This is a genomic window from Pseudomonas caspiana, from assembly GCF_040224095.2.
GTDB classification, from domain to species: Bacteria; Pseudomonadota; Gammaproteobacteria; order Pseudomonadales; family Pseudomonadaceae; genus Aquipseudomonas; species Aquipseudomonas caspiana.
In genome coordinates, this window is sequence record NZ_CP167995.1 from 1,196,923 (window position 1) to 1,211,700 (window position 14,778).

The following is a 14,778-nucleotide window of genomic DNA, read 5'->3' on the forward strand; positions in this document are numbered from 1 at the left end:
ATGCAGGCTGCAAGGTAATCACGTTTGGCTTTTTTTGCCCAGCGTGAATGCTCTTCAGGCATTCACGTCAGGCCTGTGCCGCATCGATGAACTCCAGCGCGATGCGATTGAATTCCTCGGGGTGCTCCAGCGGTGTTGCATGGCGCGAGTTATTGATCACCACCAGACGCGCATTGGGGATTAACCTCACATATGCCTCCTTGAGCGAGACGGGCGTGTAATCCCGGTCTGCGCTGATGACCAGCGTCGGGCAGGTGATCCGCGACAGTTTGTGCTCGACACCCCAGCCGACAATGGCATTGAAGCTGGCCAGATAAGCGCGCTTGTCGTTCTGCGCAAAACGTTCGGCCATGCGCTGGCGTAATTGCGCGTGCTCTGGCTTGGGGAACAGGTTCTGGCCCACCGCGTTGCCCAGTGTCTGCATGCCCAGCAAGCGCGCCAGTGCCCAGCGTTTGCTGTACTGCCATACGTCGTTGGCGCTGCGTACTTTGACCTGGGGGGCGCTATTGACGATGCATAAGCTTCTCAGCAACTGGGGATGATCCACCGCCAGCTGGAAGCCGATCATTCCACCCATGGACAGACCAAGTACATGCACCGGCCCCGGATTCAGGTGTTCGATCAGCGCTTCGACATCGGCGCTGAACCCACGAATGCTGTAGCGCTCGCGCGGTTTGTCGGAGCGCCCGTGACCTCGCATGTCCATGGCAATGACGCGATAACGGGCGGCAAACGCCGGGATCTGATATTCCCAGTCCCGGCAGCTTGAACCAAGGCCATGCAGCAACAGCAGGGGAGGGCCCTGGCCATACTCTTCGTAATGCAGCGAGCAGCCATCATGTTCGAAATGAGCCATGGACCGTTCCTTGTCAGGCTTGTTGTGGTGCGGCGAACGCGGCGGTCAGCGGCGCAGTGTCAAAGGTGCGGATCAATTCGATAAGAATTTGCGTCGCTGGCCCCAGTGGTTTGTCCTTGCTGGAATAAAGATAGAAGATCGGGTTACGACTGCCACCTTTGTCCATCGGCAAGGCCTTGAGTACACCCTCGCGCAGTTCGCGTTCGATCAGGTGACGCGGCAACCAGGCAAAGCCTAGACCACTGCTGACAAATGTCGCGGCGGTTGCGAGGCTGCCCACTGTCCAGCGCTGTTCAGCACCCAGCCAGCCAACGTCCCGCGGTTGTTGGCGGCCAGAGTCACGGATGACGACCTGCAGTTGGGTTTCCAGGTCCTGGAAGTTCAGCTCCCGATGCAGTTGATGCAGTGCATGTTCCGGGTGCGCGACGGCGACGAACTCCACGTTACTCATTTCAGTACCCAGATAGCCGGGGATACTGAAACTGCTGATTGCCAGATCGGCCACGCCTTCAAGCAACACTTCTTCTACCCCGGACAACACCTCTTCGCGCAGCCTGACGCGGCAACCGCGGCTTTGCGGCATGAAGGCCGTCAACGCCCGGACCAGTCTTGCGTTGGGGTAAGCGGCGTCTACTACCAATCGCACTTCGGCTTCCCAGCCTTGCTCCATGTGGTGTGCCAGGTCTTCGAGCTGACTGGCTTGTTTGACCAACTGCCGCGAGCGGCGCAGCAGTACGCCACCGGCTTCGGTCAGCACCGCTTTGCGCCCGTCAATGCGCAACAGCGGCACGCCAAGCTGCTCCTGCATCCGCGCGACGGTGTAGCTGACGGACGATTGCGAGCGGTGCAGCACTTCGGCTGCCTGGGCAAAGCCACCATGATCGACCACGGCCTGCAAGGTTCGCCATTGATCGAGGGTGACGCGGGGGGCTTTCATGTGGTGCTCCTCTTTTGTAGCGCTTTATCCTAATCTGCAATCCCTTCTGGAGACTGCCGATGAACAGAATCTGTTGTGTATTGCTGGCGCTGCTGCCTTTGACGGCCTGGGCTTATCCCATCGAAGTGGAGAAAAGCTACGAGGGCGTTCAAGTCGACTACACCGCCCACGATACTTTTTACGACACCGGCTCCATCACCGTGAACAACTACGGCGATGTCGATGCCAAGTGCAGCGTGGTGTTTCGCAATGGCCCCGAAGCGCCTCGCACCCGACGCATTACCGTGGCCGCAAAAAAAAGCGCGGACGTCACCGCCAAGTTCAACCGCAGCATCATCAAGCTGCGCATCAGTCTTACCTGTAAAGCCGAATGATGCTGGTAGCCGTGTGCCGTTTTGTCCTGCGCCAGGTTTCGGTGTTCCCCGGCCTGTAGGAGCGCACGAGCAACGCGAGGCCGCGATGGCGGTGTATCAGATAAAACGCCATCGCGGCCTCGCGTGGCTCGTGCGCTCCTACAGATTAATATCGGCGTCCAGAGTAGAGCGGTGTTTTTAATAAAACAAATTATTAGATGTTTTGAAGCAGATTTTTACGCTTTTTAATCGATATGGTCCTGTTTAACCTTCACTCCATCGAACACGTATTTCTCGTTGGAGCTACAGATCATGTCCCGCGTCCTAATCATCGAAAGCAGCGCCCGTCAGCAAGATTCGGTTTCCCGCCAATTGACTCAGCAGTTCATCGGCCAATGGCAGGCAGCGCATCCGGCTGATCAGGTGACGGTTCGCGATCTGGCTCAGGACCCGGTGCCGCATCTGGATTCCACGTTGCTGGGCGGCTGGATGAAACCCGCCGATCAGCGCTCTGCCACCGAACAAGCCGCGCTGGAGCGCTCCAATCTGCTAACGGATGAATTGGTCGCAGCGGATGTTCTGGTGCTCGCCGCACCGATGTACAACTTTGCAATCCCGAGCACGCTCAAAGCCTGGCTCGACCATGTGCTGCGTGCCGGTGTGACGTTCAAATATGGCGAAACCGGTCCGCAGGGCCTGTTGGTCGGCAAACGCGCCATCGTCCTCACCGCTCGCGGCGGTATCTACGCCGGTAGCAGCCTGGATCATCAAGAACCGTACTTGCGTCAGGTGCTGGGTTTCATCGGCATCCACGACGTCACCTTCATTCACGCTGAAGGCTTGAACATGGGCGGTGACTTCGTCGAGAAGGGCATGAACCAGGCCGTCACCAAGCTGGCCCAAGTGGCCTGATCTGAAGTACTGCTGCACGCTTTATTGAATCGACTTCCCCTTGGCACCTCCCGCTCCTGGGTGCATGGCCCGATAGACCCCCGTTTTGGGAGGTCATCGGGCTTTTTTCTTTTCCGCGTTTCTCAGCGGCGACTTTGTCTGAATTGCGTTTCTTGTTCTCGCTGTTTTGACTAGACTCGTTCGTTAGCTGAATCGATTAACCCGATTCAGCCTTATGCTGCAGCGAATCCAATAATTCCAATAAGGACTACCCCATGAAACCTCTTGCCTGGCTTTTCGGCCTCAGCGCAATTGCCGTCGCTACACAGGCTGCCGCCTGGGACTATGTGCTGCTCGACACCGACAAACCCGCTCAGAATCAGCAAATCACCAGCGCTCAGCTTGGCCTGAAAATCGACAAGCCCTTTTCGATCACGATGCGCACCCTGCACGGCGGCCGGCAGGAAGGCGTCAGCGTGATTGATATTGATAACGGCACGATGAAGCTTTCGGTGGTGCCCACTCGCGGCATGAACGTTTTGCAAGCGTCCGTCGGTGACGTGCGCATGGGTTGGGATTCGCCCGTGAAAGACATCGTCAATCCAGCCTTTATCGAGCTTAACGGTCGTGGTGGGCTGGGCTGGCTGGAAGGGTTCAACGAGTTGGTGACCCGCTGCGGTTATGAATGGGTCGGGCATCCGGGTATGGATAACGGCGAATTGCTTACCCTTCACGGCCGTGCCGCGAACATTCCGGCCAGTAAAGTGACGTTGCACATCGACGAAAAACCGCCCTATGCGATCCGTCTCAAAGGTGAGCTGAAGGAGCAGGCGTTCAAGAAAGTCGATTTCTCGGTTCAGACCGAACTGGTCACTGACGCTGGCAGCACCCGCTTCACCCTCAATGACACGTTGACCAATAACGGGGACTACCCGAAGGAATATCAGGCGCTGTATCACAGTAACTTCAGCACGCCGTTCCTCGAGCAGGGCGCTCGTTTCGAGGCGCCGGTGAAGCAGGTATCGCCGTTCAACGAGAAGGCCAAGGGTGATCTTGCCGACTGGCAAACCTACCGAGCGCCAACCCCCGACTACGATGAAACCGTTTATAACGTTGTGCCTTATGGCGATGCCAAGGGCGAGACCCTTGCGGTCCTGCACAACAAGGGCGGCAGTCTGGGCGTGTCGCTGGGCTTCAGTACCCAGCAGTTGCCGGTGTTCTCACTGTGGAAAAACACCGACACCAAAGGGCAGGGTTACGTGACCGGGCTGGAGCCGGGCACAAGCTTCTCCTACAACCGCCGCTACCAACGGCCCTTGAATCTGGTGCCGACGATTGGTCCCAAGGAGCAACGCCAGTTCCAGATCAGTTACAGCCTGTTGGCGGATAAGGCTGCAGTCGATACGGCGCTGGGCAAGGTCAAGGATATCCAGGCGGGACGTGCGATTGAGGTGCGTCAGGAACCGTTGGTGGATTTAACCAAGGAGTAAGCCTCGTCAGGCGGGCAGATGTGTCTTCTGCAGCGGCGACTGCTTCGTCTTCGCCGCTGCGCTGTCTCACCGCAAGCTCGGTTCCATGTGGGAGCGGTGCTTGCCTGCGATAAATAACACCGCTATTTATCCTTCGACCGCGCCGCCCTTATCGCGGGCAAGCACCGCTCCCACAAAAAAACCGTATTTATTCAGTGAGTTATATTTTGTTTGATAGGCGCGCGCGAGCCACATGAATTGAGTTTGCCCGGGCTTTGTGGACACCGCTGACACCAACCCGTTAAGGTCGCCGCCTTCAACGGGGGAGCATTCATGGGTTATCTACTTATCGTGACGCTGATTCAGGCGTTTTCATTCAGCCTGATCGGCGTTTTTCTGGCAGGGCACGTCGACAGCTACTTCGCTGTGTTGATCCGCGTGGTACTGGCCGGGCTGGTCTTTATCCCGTTGACTCAGTGGCGTCGGGTGGAGCCGGGTTTCATGCGCGGCATGCTGGTCATCGGCGCGCTGCAATTCGGCATCACTTATGTGTGCCTGTATCTGAGCTTCCGGGTGCTGACCGTGCCGGAAGTCCTGCTGTTTACCATCCTCACCCCATTACACGTCACGCTGATCGAAGATGCCCTCAATCGACGTTTCAACCCGTGGGCCCTGGTGGCCGCACTGGTTGCTGTGCTGGGGGCAGGCGTGATTCGTTGGGACGGCATCGACGGCAACTTCCTCGGCGGTTTCCTGTTGCTGCAAGTGGCCAACTTTACTTATGCCGCAGGTCAGGTGCTGTACAAACACCTGGTCGCCCGTTACCCCAGCGACCTGCCGCATTACCGGCGCTTCGGCTACTTCTACCTTGGCGCGTTGATCATCGCCTTGCCCGCGTTCCTGATGTTCGGCAACCCGCAACGTTTGCCAGACGCAGCGGATCAATGGGCAGTGCTGCTGTTCCTCGGATTTTGCTCCACGGCGCTGGGCATGTATTGGTGGAACAAAGGGGCGTGTCTGGTCAACGGCGGCACCCTGGCAGTGTTCAACGTTCTACATGTGCCGGTCGGGCTGCTGATCAACCTGCTGATCTGGAATCAGGACGAACCCCTTGGGCGTCTGGCTTTTGGCGGGGTACTGATTCTGGTGTCGTTGTGGGTGAGTCGGTTAGGGCTTGCACGCAGGCATGTTTTGAGCTGATGCATGTCTGAGGGGCTAAGATCATTGCCGCTGACTCAACGGTAAGTTACATTTGTTGAAACCTTCTGTTGAGTCCGTGGCATGGCTACTTCCTTCGATGCGCTTCAACCCATGCGACGATTGATCCAGCGTCTGACTCAATTCGCGACTCCCGAGCGCTATCTTTTTACGCCCGATGATCTGAGGGCAATAGTCCCCGACATTTCTTTGGGAGCGTATAAAACCCTATTAAGCCGGGCTGCCTCAGATGGATACCTGTCCCGCGTCTGCCGCGGGCTGTATCTGTTTGAACCTGCCAAACCCGACTCTGGTCTTGTTTTATTTCATGCAGCCGCCAGGATTCGGGCCCAGCAGTTTAATTACATCAGCCTGGAAACAGTGCTGAGTGACGTCGGGGTCATCTCACAAATCCCGATCCAGTGGATCACGCTGATGTCTTCGGGGCGTAGCAGCACGATCTCATGTGGCAAGTGGGGCAGCATTGAGTTTGTACATACCCGCCAAACGGCACAGACCCTCGTAGGCCATATTCATTACGACGCAGCCTGCCGATTATGGCGAGCGTCGCCAAGGCAGGCGCTGCGCGACATGAAGGCCGCGAAACGGAAAATGGATCTGATCGACTGGAGTGTCGCTGATGAGCTTATTTGACGAGTTGGTGAACGAAGCGCTCAAGAACAGGCAGGACCTCGCACCGTTGCGCGTGGTGGTTGAAAAAGAATTATTGCATCACGACATCATGCTGGCACTGAGCTCCGCCGGGATGCTCGCCACGTTGACCTTTATTGGCGGGACCTGCCTTCGCGCCTGTTATGGTTCGAATCGTTTAAGTGAGGACCTGGACTTTACTGGCGGTGCCGATTTCAGCCGCCAAAGTCTGGCCGAGCTGGCGCGGGTACTTATCTCAAGCCTTGAGACCAAGTATGGACTTGAGGTCCAGATCAGCGAGCCTGTTCGCGAGGAGGGCAATGTTGATACCTGGAAGCTGAAAATCCAGACAAGGCCTGGGCGCAGGGATTTGCCCGCGCAGCGAATCAACATTGATGTGTGCTCAATCCCCAGCTACCAGCCTCAGCCAATGCTGTTGCTCAATCCGTACGGCGTCGATATGGGCACCAGCGGTTTGATACTTCAGGCCGAGACACGCGAAGAAATTTACGCCGACAAAATCGTGGCTTTTGCTCTACGTCCCAACAAGATCAAAAACCGTGACCTGTGGGATATGGTCTGGTTGCGTCAGCAGAGCGTAATCCCGGCATTCCCACTGCTAGCCAGTAAGCTGCGTGACCATAAGTGCGAAGTAGCGGCTTTTTTGACCTTGCTGAAAGAGCGTATCGATTTGCTGGATAGCGATCCGGTTGTGGCAACTGATTTTCGCAAGGAGATGACCCGCTTTCTGCCCTCTCAGTTGGTCTTGCAAACGGTAAATGATCCTGCCTTTTGGGCTTTTCTTGTGACGCATATTCGCAGTCTATATGTACCCGTAGAGCAGGCCTTGATCGGGGATGCCTCCTCCGCCAGTTTTAAAATGTAATCCCGGTGGCAAAAGTGGTCAGCTGTGGAGCTGACCACTTTAACGGTTGTCATAGCGTCTGCGCTTCTGCGTGTCCCGCCAAACCCACCCGCATATCTGACCCGCTCGGCTGCTGATAAACCCCCAGCCCGAACTCCGGCAGTACCGCCAGCAGATAATCGAAGACATCACCCTGAATGCGTTCGTAATCGGCCCACACGGTGGTGCGGGTGAAGCAGTAGATTTCCAGCGGCACGCCTTGGGAGGTGGCTTCGAGCTGGCGGACCATGCAGGTCATGTCCGGGTGAATGTCGGGATGGCTTTTCAGGTACGCCAGTGCGTAAGCGCGGAAGGTGCCGATGTTGGTCATGCGTCGGCGGTTGGCAGATAGCGCTGCGACGTTGCCCTGAGCCTGATTCCAGGCGAGTAGTTCGGCCTGTTTGCGGCTGATGTAATCAGTCAGCAGGTGCACCTGGCTGAGCTGCAACTCCTCATCGTCACGCACGAAGCGCACGCCGCTGGCGTCGATGAACAGGCTGCGCTTGATACGTCGCCCGCCGGATTGCTGCATGCCGCGCCAGTTTCTGAACGACTCGGACATCAGGCGCCAGGTCGGAATGGAAACGATGGTCTTGTCGAAGTTCTGTACCTTGACCGTGTGCAAGGTGATGTCCACCACATCGCCATCGGCGCCGACCTGAGGCATTTCAATCCAGTCACCGACCCGCAGCATGTCATTGCTGGTCAGTTGCACGCTGGCCACGAACGACAGCAACGTGTCTTTGTAGACCAACAAAATCACTGCCGACATGGCACCCAGACCGGAAAGCAGCAGCAGCGGCGAACGGTCGATCAAGGTGGCGACGATGATGATCGCGGCAAAGATATACAGAATCATCTTCGCCAGTTGCACATAGCCTTTGATCGAGCGGGTGCGGGCGTGGGTCGTGCGGGCATAAATATCGAGCAGGGCGTTCAGCAGCGTACCGATGGCCAGCGTCATGAACAGAATGGTGAACGCCAGGGCGATGTTACCAATGACGTTTTGACCCGTTTTGCTGAGGTCAGGTACCAGATTCAGGCCGAACTGGATGACCAGCGAGGGGACCATTTGTGCCAGGCGATGGAAGACCTTGTTGTGGCGTAAGTCATTGATCCAGTGCAATGCGGGTTGGCGGCCCAGTATTTTCGTGGCGTGAAGGACCAGAAAACGCGCCAGCCGCCCGGCGACCAGTGCGACGATCAATAGCAACAACAGCCCGAGGCTGGCATGCAGGACGGGATGCTGATCAAGGACGGCCCAGAGTTCCTGGGCACGGCGCCATAACGATTGAATATCCATGGGGTGTCTGAAAATCCTCAAGAAAAAAGCGCGGCAATTAGAACATTCATGGGCCTGATAAAGGGTTACGTTGGTAAATTGCGTAACAAAATCGGCCGTTGGTAGTAAAGAAACTCGGCTCGGACGCGCGAAACCGTTACGCTATGCGCCGTATTTTTGTATTTCGTCGAGGTAACACCCGTGTTTTCCCAATTCGCCCTGCATGAACGCCTGCTTAAAGCCGTGGCCGAGCTTAACTTTGTCGAGCCGACGCCAGTGCAAGCTGCGGCCATACCTCTGGCGCTGGAAGGGCGTGATCTGCGGGTGACGGCGCAAACCGGTAGCGGCAAGACTGCTGCATTCGTATTACCAATCCTCAATCGTCTGATGGGCCCGGCCAAGGTTCGCGTCGACATCCGTGCCGTGATCCTGCTGCCGACCCGTGAGCTGGCGCAGCAGACCCTCAAGGAAGTTGAGCGTTTCTCGCAGTTCACGTTCATCAAGTCCGGCCTGATCACCGGCGGTGAAGACTTCAAGGTGCAGGCTGCCATGCTGCGCAAGGTGCCGGATATTCTGATCGGTACCCCAGGCCGTTTGCTGGAGCAATTGAACGCCGGCAACCTGGACCTGAAAAACGTTGAAGTACTGGTTCTCGACGAAGCCGACCGCATGCTGGACATGGGTTTCTCCGAAGACGTCGAGCGTCTGGCGAATGAGTGCGCCAACCGTCAACAGACCCTGTTGTTCTCGGCCACCACCGGTGGTGCGGGCCTGCGCGAAATGATCAGCAAGGTGCTGAACAATCCGCAGCACTTGCAAGTCAACAGCGTCAGCGAGCTGGCTTCCGGTACGCGTCAGCAGATCATCACCGCGGATCACAATAGCCACAAAGAGCAGATCGTGCACTGGCTGCTGGCCAACGAGACGTATCAGAAGGCGATTATCTTCACCAATACCAAAGCCCTGGCTGACCGCCTTTATGGCCGTCTGGTAGCGCTGGATTACAAAGCCTTCGTGTTGCACGGCGACAAGGATCAGAAAGACCGCAAGGCCGCGATCGACCGTCTGAAACAGGGCGGCACCAAAGTGCTGGTGGCGACCGACGTGGCAGCGCGTGGTCTGGATGTGGAAGGTCTGGATCTGGTGATCAACTTCGACATGCCACGCAGTGGCGATGATTATGTGCACCGTATCGGCCGTACCGGTCGTGCGGGTGCAGAAGGTCTGGCGATCTCCTTGATCTGCCACGGCGACTGGAACCTGATGTCCAGTGTCGAGCGCTACCTCAAGCAGAGCTTCGAGCGTCGCACCATCAAGGAAGTCAAAGGCAGCTATGGCGGGCCGAAAAAGGTCAAGGCTTCAGGCAAAGCAGTTGGCGTGAAGAAGAAAAAGACCGACGCCAAGGACGACAAGAAAAAAACCGGCGCCAAGGCACCGACCAAACGCAAAATAGCCAACCGCCCGAAGACCGATGCTCTGTCGCTGGTCAGCAAAGACGGCATGGCCCCGCTGAAAAAGCGCAAGACGCAAACGCCTGCGGCTGAGTAAACCCCGCCCGCAATTCTCGCGCAGGACCGGCTTGAGCCGATCCTGCGCTGAGAGTCCTGATCCATAATCTCCTCCATCCAATCACCACCGGGCAGCTTCGGCTGAACGGGGCGCGTCAGCACCTGTCACACGTTCAGCTGCAAGCCTGATGACGAGATGTCACAGGCGGCTCACCCACGTTGACTGGAGGTAATAACAATGGACAAGCCTTATGACTGGGACCTCGTTGAACGCCTGTTGCATGAAGTGCAGAACAGCGCCGACGACACCTTCAAGCCCCGCAAATACGCAGAGGAACATGCGGCCGCGTCTGCGGCAGCAGGTGAGCCGGTAGGTAATCTGGATCACCTGAAAGCAATTGCCGGTGAATACGAGAAACTGCTGCTGGATCGTGGATTTATCGAATCGCGTCCGGAAGAGGAGGGCGGTAACGGCGAAAACTTCGTCCTGACCCCGCTTGGTGCCCAGTTGCTGGCGCTGATCGACAGCAGCATCCCCGGCAATGATCACCCGCGTCAGGTGCTGGACGAACAGCACGACGCCCTTGATCCCGCGACCTTTGAAGAGGTTGCTGCCAAAGCGCAGATTGCTTGAGGTTATGAATATTCTGTAGGAGCGCACGAGCAACGCGAGGCCGCGAATGCTGTTTATCAGGCAGACCGCTATCGCTGCCTCGCGTTGCTCGTGAGCTCCTACAGGTGATGATTACTCTGCCTTGATCGCCTTCAAACAGCTCAAATCGGTAAAGTCTTTTCTGGTGTCTGCGATCTTGCTCAACAAGCGTTGGCGCTGTTCTGGCGTGCTTTGCGCCATCAGGTCCACCAGCAACGAGATTGCCGCTTGCTCGGTCCGGTCGTAGGCCTCGCGATACTCAGGCGTCCAGAAAGTCTCGCGGTCCTGCAGCAGCTTGGCAATTCTGTCGGGGAAATCCGGCGCTTTGCGGTCCTGCACTGTGGCCACAAACAGCTTCTGCCAATTGGCCCGATTATCAAGCCAGGCCCGATTCTGTTCGCCCAGTGACGCCGACCAGCTCTGGATGCGCTGCAGCTGTGCCGGGTTAAGTTTCCCCATCCACGGGCTCAAGCGTTTTTCCATGCGTTCGGCGCGATCACTGATCTGCCTGGGCAGCGGTTCTTTGAGGAATTCATTCTCGCGTTTACGCTGGTCCTTGGCGAAGGCGTTCTGCATCTCCAGGACTTGCTTGTCATCCAGTTGGGCAAGCAGCTCGACGGCCGAAGGGGTGATCTGTCGTGATATCTGCCCGATCGCCAGCTTGGCCTCATCAGTGCGCGCTTGCAGTTGATCCGACGTGACCTGATTGGTCTCTACCATCCGTTGCAGGCGGTCCAGCCATCCCAGATAGCCCGGCAACTGAGTCGTGCAGTGCCAGCTCAAATGCTCTTTGAGGCGCTCATCAAACCAGTCTTTTTGCGAAGCATTCATCTCCAGATAATCGCTGAGCGACCATGGAATGATGATGTCCAGATTACGATAAGCCAACCCGATTCGGGTGCAGCCACCGAGGATGAACAGCGCCATCAACAATGAAATGAAGGCTTTGTACGGGGTGCGCATAACGACTCCTCAGTGGACCTGCCTGTTTGTGTAGAGCGGGTCCAAGAGTAGCAGTTCACTGAATCAGAAAAATGAGCGCACGGCCTTGAGGGTGAAGGTGCCTTCGCAGTTGGCATTGTGCCCGCTGTAGGCGCTGCAATCATTGCCGGTCAGGCTGGAGCCGCTGTAGATCAGGTTCATGTCGACACCCAGCCATGGCCGCGACAGGTTCAGTGACCAGTCATTGAAGCTGGTGACCATGCTGCCGTCCGATATTTGCTGCGGAGCATCGTATTGGTGATTGGCGTACTGCATGCGGATGCCCAACCCCAGTTGTTCGATGCCGCCCAGATCGACGATCAGGGTGCTGTCGCGGCGGCCGATGTCATTGCTGAACGCTGCGCCAATGCGGCTGTCGAGGATTCGCAGACCTGCATAAAACTCGTGGGTGTCTATCTGGCTGGTGTCTGGATAGCTGTAGCGGATCATGCCCAACTCATAACCGAGCGTCTGATCGAACGGCTTCTTGAAACCCATGTAGGAGTCGACTTCCAGCGTGCTGTCTTCGGTGACACCGGCGTTGGGTGACCATTGGCCAAAGTAGAAGCCGCTGTCGTGGGTCAGATCGAGCCCGCCGTGGAATGAACCCGAGCCACTCTGCGTGACCAGACCCTGGGCCATGCTGCGCGTCGGCGAAGTGCCCAATTTAAGGCTGAAGTCTCCCAACTCCCGCTCAATCACTTGAGCAGATGCATGCGGACAAACAATCAGGGCGCTTACGGCAAGCGCGCAATGGCGAAAATTGAGCATCGTGCTCACTCCTTCATGTTACGGAGGGGGCAGGTTGAAATGGCCATAGGCCCAGTAGGAACAGCAGGGGAACCGCGATCTAGAGCCTCGCAGCATACCTACGAAAGTCGTAGAGCGAAGACCGTTCGTCGATCCGCAGGGGAATCAGTTCGAAGCAGTCGCCTGAGCTGACGGGATGATCAAGCTGCGAATGACCACCAAAGCCTGATCAAACGAGGGGTAGCCGCTTTTCGCAACATCCAGCTCTGCGTACTCGGCGCGGTACGCTTCGGATTTCTTTTGATCGGTCATGCTGAGTTGCTGTGAGAGCAGCGCAATGGCCAGCGGATGCTTGTGGCTTGCGGCGTCTTCGAGCAATTCAATTACACGGGGTTGGTCCGATTGCTGGCGAATCAACAGCACCGCCAGGTAAAACTCGGCTTCACCCGATGCATCATTCACCCCTGCGCGGCGAAGCATGGCTTCGGCCAGTTCGTAGTTCTCCCGGTCGGCTTCACTGATCAACAGTTTGGCTTGCAGCATATCGTTCTGATAGAGCAATTGCTCTGCGCGACAGTCGCTACCCGCAGGGTGGCCGTCGTCAGAAACGGTATTGCAGTTGTGAGATGCACAACCCGTCAGGTAAATCAGTGCGCCGAACAGCATCCAGTTCTTCATTCGTGCATTCCGCAAAGGCTGGCTTCAAGACATCATCCTGCCCGTCGTCGAGCCACTAGGCAATGGGGTCTTGCAGTCAGGTTGAAACGGTTGTGTGCAACGAAGATTAGCAAGCTCTGGCGCCTTGGGAGTCAAGACGCATAGAGATCGACAACTGGAGCGGGGAGAGGATTACTTTTTGCCGAGGGTGATCTGTTTGGACGGGCCGAAGGTCTGGCCGCTGACGCCTTTTGCAATTTGCTGAATTTCGCCGCCGGACTTAAGGAAAGCAGCGATCTGGGCGTTGATCGAGTCGCTCGTTTCAACGGCTGGAGCTGGCTTTGCTTTCGAGTTGGATGCTTTTACGCGCATGGCTGCCATTAACCTATATAAACTTGATACGGCCAGCAATGGTACACGAATGGCTTGACAATTGCTTGGGAAATATCCCCTTAAACCTTGGGCGTAATTATCCGGAATCTGCCGCTAAATAATTATTAATGTCGGGCTAAGCGGTTGTTTTAATTGATAAGTTATTTCTGTAATTATTTTCCGCTGGCTTGAAAAACAGCTTTTAAATCCCCTGCGCATCTGACGAATGGAGCGCATGGCGGGCTCATCGCCATTAGGCAAATATCTGATTTTTCTGACCTTTTCGAATGCGGGGTGCAGCGACATTCTGCGTCAGCATCATTGCCCGCAAACTCGGGTAGAATGCCGCCCACGTAATGAGGGTATTTGCACATGGCTTTAATCGGGCGTTACAACAGCTTGCAAGTGGTTAAACACACTAACTTCGGTCTGTATCTGGATGGTGGGGCGGACGGCGAAATTCTGCTGCCTAACCGTTATATCCCCAAAGACATTCCCAGCGAAGATGAAGACTGGCTCAACGTTTTCATTTATCTGGACAGCGAAGACAAGCTGCTGGCCACCACAGAAAAACCCAAGGTTCAGGTCGGTGAGTTCGCCAGTCTGAAGGTGGTTGAAGTCAACAGCATCGGCGTCTTCCTCGATTGGGGCCTGCCCAAAGACTTGCTGCTGCCTTACTCCGAAGAGAAGCGCACGCTGCAGGCGGGCGATTACTGCGTGGTGCATGTCTATCTGGACAAACACACCCGCCGCATCACCGCGACGGCACGTCTGGACCGCTATCTGGACAAGACACCGGCCAGCTACAGTGTCGGTCAGGAAGTCGACTTGTTGGTGGCTGAAGCGACCGATATGGGCTTCAAGGCAATCATCAACAACAAGCACTGGGGCCTGATTCACAAGAATGAGGTCTTCAAGTTCATGCGCGCTGGCAAGCAAGAGAAGGGCTACATCAAGGAAATCCGCACTGACGGCAACATCAGCCTGAGCCTGCAGCCCGTGGGCGAGCAAGCGGCCAGCAGCCTGAACAGCAAGATTCTCGGCAAGTTGAAAGAAAACAACGGTGTGCTGCCGGTCAGTGACAAGAGCGATCCGCAGGTCATCAGCAACCTTTTTGGCGTCAGCAAAGGCAATTTCAAGAAAGCCATTGGCGCGTTGTACAAACAGGGCCAGATCGTGATCCACGCAGACCGCATCGAGCTGGTCTGACGTTCATCGGTTAAAGCGGGAGCGACGGATCGTTCCTGCTCCGCATGAGGTCCAACCGGTCAGCGCTCATCAGGGCGTTGCGCTCAATGCGGATCAACTCAGACAAGGA

At 56.5% G+C, this 14,778-nt stretch carries 16 protein-coding genes; 9 read left to right on the forward strand and 7 right to left on the reverse strand.

The window, feature by feature from the left end; translation table 11 throughout:
- Positions 1-67: 67 nt before the first annotated feature.
- Together ABRP31_RS05365 and ABRP31_RS05370 are read right to left on the reverse strand one after the other, a co-directional pair.
- The gene (locus ABRP31_RS05365) at positions 68-856 is read right to left on the reverse strand and encodes an alpha/beta hydrolase (protein WP_349972144.1); all 789 of its coding nucleotides are present in this window, start codon (positions 854-856) and stop codon (positions 68-70) included.
- 13 nt (positions 857-869) lie between these two features.
- A complete protein-coding gene (locus ABRP31_RS05370) occupies positions 870-1,793 on the reverse strand; it encodes a LysR family transcriptional regulator (RefSeq protein ID WP_087270672.1) in 924 nt (307 codons plus the stop codon).
- A 59-nt stretch (positions 1,794-1,852) separates the two neighbouring features.
- On the opposite strand from ABRP31_RS05370, the gene ABRP31_RS05375 reads away from it, so the two are divergent.
- The 6 genes from ABRP31_RS05375 to ABRP31_RS05400 all read left to right on the forward strand — a co-directional run bounded on the left by ABRP31_RS05375 (position 1,853) and on the right by ABRP31_RS05400 (position 7,240).
- A complete protein-coding gene (locus ABRP31_RS05375; protein WP_087270668.1) occupies positions 1,853-2,167 on the forward strand; it encodes a 3-phosphoglycerate kinase in 315 nt (104 codons plus the stop codon).
- 291 nt (positions 2,168-2,458) lie between these two features.
- The gene (locus tag ABRP31_RS05380) at positions 2,459-3,058 is read left to right on the forward strand and encodes an FMN-dependent NADH-azoreductase (RefSeq protein ID WP_349972145.1); all 600 of its coding nucleotides are present in this window, start codon (positions 2,459-2,461) and stop codon (positions 3,056-3,058) included.
- A 254-nt stretch (positions 3,059-3,312) separates the two neighbouring features.
- Entirely contained in the window at positions 3,313-4,527 is a 1,215-nt protein-coding gene (locus tag ABRP31_RS05385) for an aldose 1-epimerase family protein (RefSeq protein ID WP_349972146.1), read from the forward strand.
- A 312-nt stretch (positions 4,528-4,839) separates the two neighbouring features.
- Positions 4,840-5,706: an EamA family transporter gene (locus ABRP31_RS05390; RefSeq protein ID WP_087270660.1), complete on the forward strand. Its 867-nt coding sequence runs from the start codon at positions 4,840-4,842 to the stop codon at positions 5,704-5,706.
- Positions 5,707-5,787: 81 nt separating this feature from the next.
- Positions 5,788-6,357, forward strand: coding sequence for a type IV toxin-antitoxin system AbiEi family antitoxin (abiEi, locus tag ABRP31_RS05395; protein WP_349972148.1), 570 nt, complete (start codon positions 5,788-5,790; stop codon positions 6,355-6,357).
- Positions 6,344-7,240 carry a nucleotidyl transferase AbiEii/AbiGii toxin family protein gene (locus ABRP31_RS05400; protein ID WP_349972160.1) on the forward strand — a complete coding sequence of 299 codons (897 nt, stop codon included), beginning with the start codon at positions 6,344-6,346 and terminating at the stop codon, positions 7,238-7,240. Before abiEi ends, ABRP31_RS05400 begins: the two co-directional genes overlap by 14 nt.
- A gap of 49 nt (positions 7,241-7,289) precedes the next feature.
- Here ABRP31_RS05400 and ABRP31_RS05405 read toward each other — a convergent pair whose 3' ends face one another.
- A complete protein-coding gene (locus ABRP31_RS05405; protein ID WP_349972149.1) occupies positions 7,290-8,561 on the reverse strand; it encodes a mechanosensitive ion channel family protein in 1,272 nt (423 codons plus the stop codon).
- Between the two features lie 180 nt (positions 8,562-8,741).
- Between ABRP31_RS05405 and ABRP31_RS05410 the strand changes: the two genes are divergently transcribed.
- Both ABRP31_RS05410 and ABRP31_RS05415 read left to right on the forward strand, forming a co-directional pair.
- Positions 8,742-10,088, forward strand: coding sequence for a DEAD/DEAH box helicase (locus ABRP31_RS05410; protein ID WP_349972150.1), 1,347 nt, complete (start codon positions 8,742-8,744; stop codon positions 10,086-10,088).
- 198 nt (positions 10,089-10,286) lie between these two features.
- On the forward strand, positions 10,287-10,682 hold the full coding sequence (locus ABRP31_RS05415; RefSeq protein ID WP_349972152.1) for a transcriptional regulator: 396 nt from the start codon (positions 10,287-10,289) through the stop codon (positions 10,680-10,682).
- A gap of 111 nt (positions 10,683-10,793) precedes the next feature.
- Here ABRP31_RS05415 and ABRP31_RS05420 read toward each other — a convergent pair whose 3' ends face one another.
- The 4 genes from ABRP31_RS05420 to ABRP31_RS05435 all read right to left on the reverse strand — a co-directional run bounded on the left by ABRP31_RS05420 (position 10,794) and on the right by ABRP31_RS05435 (position 13,469).
- The gene (locus tag ABRP31_RS05420; RefSeq protein ID WP_349972154.1) at positions 10,794-11,663 is read right to left on the reverse strand and encodes a DUF6279 family lipoprotein; all 870 of its coding nucleotides are present in this window, start codon (positions 11,661-11,663) and stop codon (positions 10,794-10,796) included.
- Between the two features lie 63 nt (positions 11,664-11,726).
- Complete coding sequence (locus ABRP31_RS05425; protein WP_349972156.1) at positions 11,727-12,452, reverse strand: TorF family putative porin; 726 nt, start codon at positions 12,450-12,452, stop codon at positions 11,727-11,729.
- Between the two features lie 144 nt (positions 12,453-12,596).
- Complete coding sequence (locus ABRP31_RS05430; protein ID WP_349972157.1) at positions 12,597-13,109, reverse strand: hypothetical protein; 513 nt, start codon at positions 13,107-13,109, stop codon at positions 12,597-12,599.
- A 171-nt stretch (positions 13,110-13,280) separates the two neighbouring features.
- Complete coding sequence (locus tag ABRP31_RS05435) at positions 13,281-13,469, reverse strand: hypothetical protein (protein WP_027898056.1); 189 nt, start codon at positions 13,467-13,469, stop codon at positions 13,281-13,283.
- A 363-nt stretch (positions 13,470-13,832) separates the two neighbouring features.
- On the opposite strand from ABRP31_RS05435, the gene ABRP31_RS05440 reads away from it, so the two are divergent.
- On the forward strand, positions 13,833-14,669 hold the full coding sequence (locus ABRP31_RS05440; RefSeq protein ID WP_087270638.1) for a S1 RNA-binding domain-containing protein: 837 nt from the start codon (positions 13,833-13,835) through the stop codon (positions 14,667-14,669).
- The last annotated feature ends 109 nt before the right edge of the window (positions 14,670-14,778 follow it).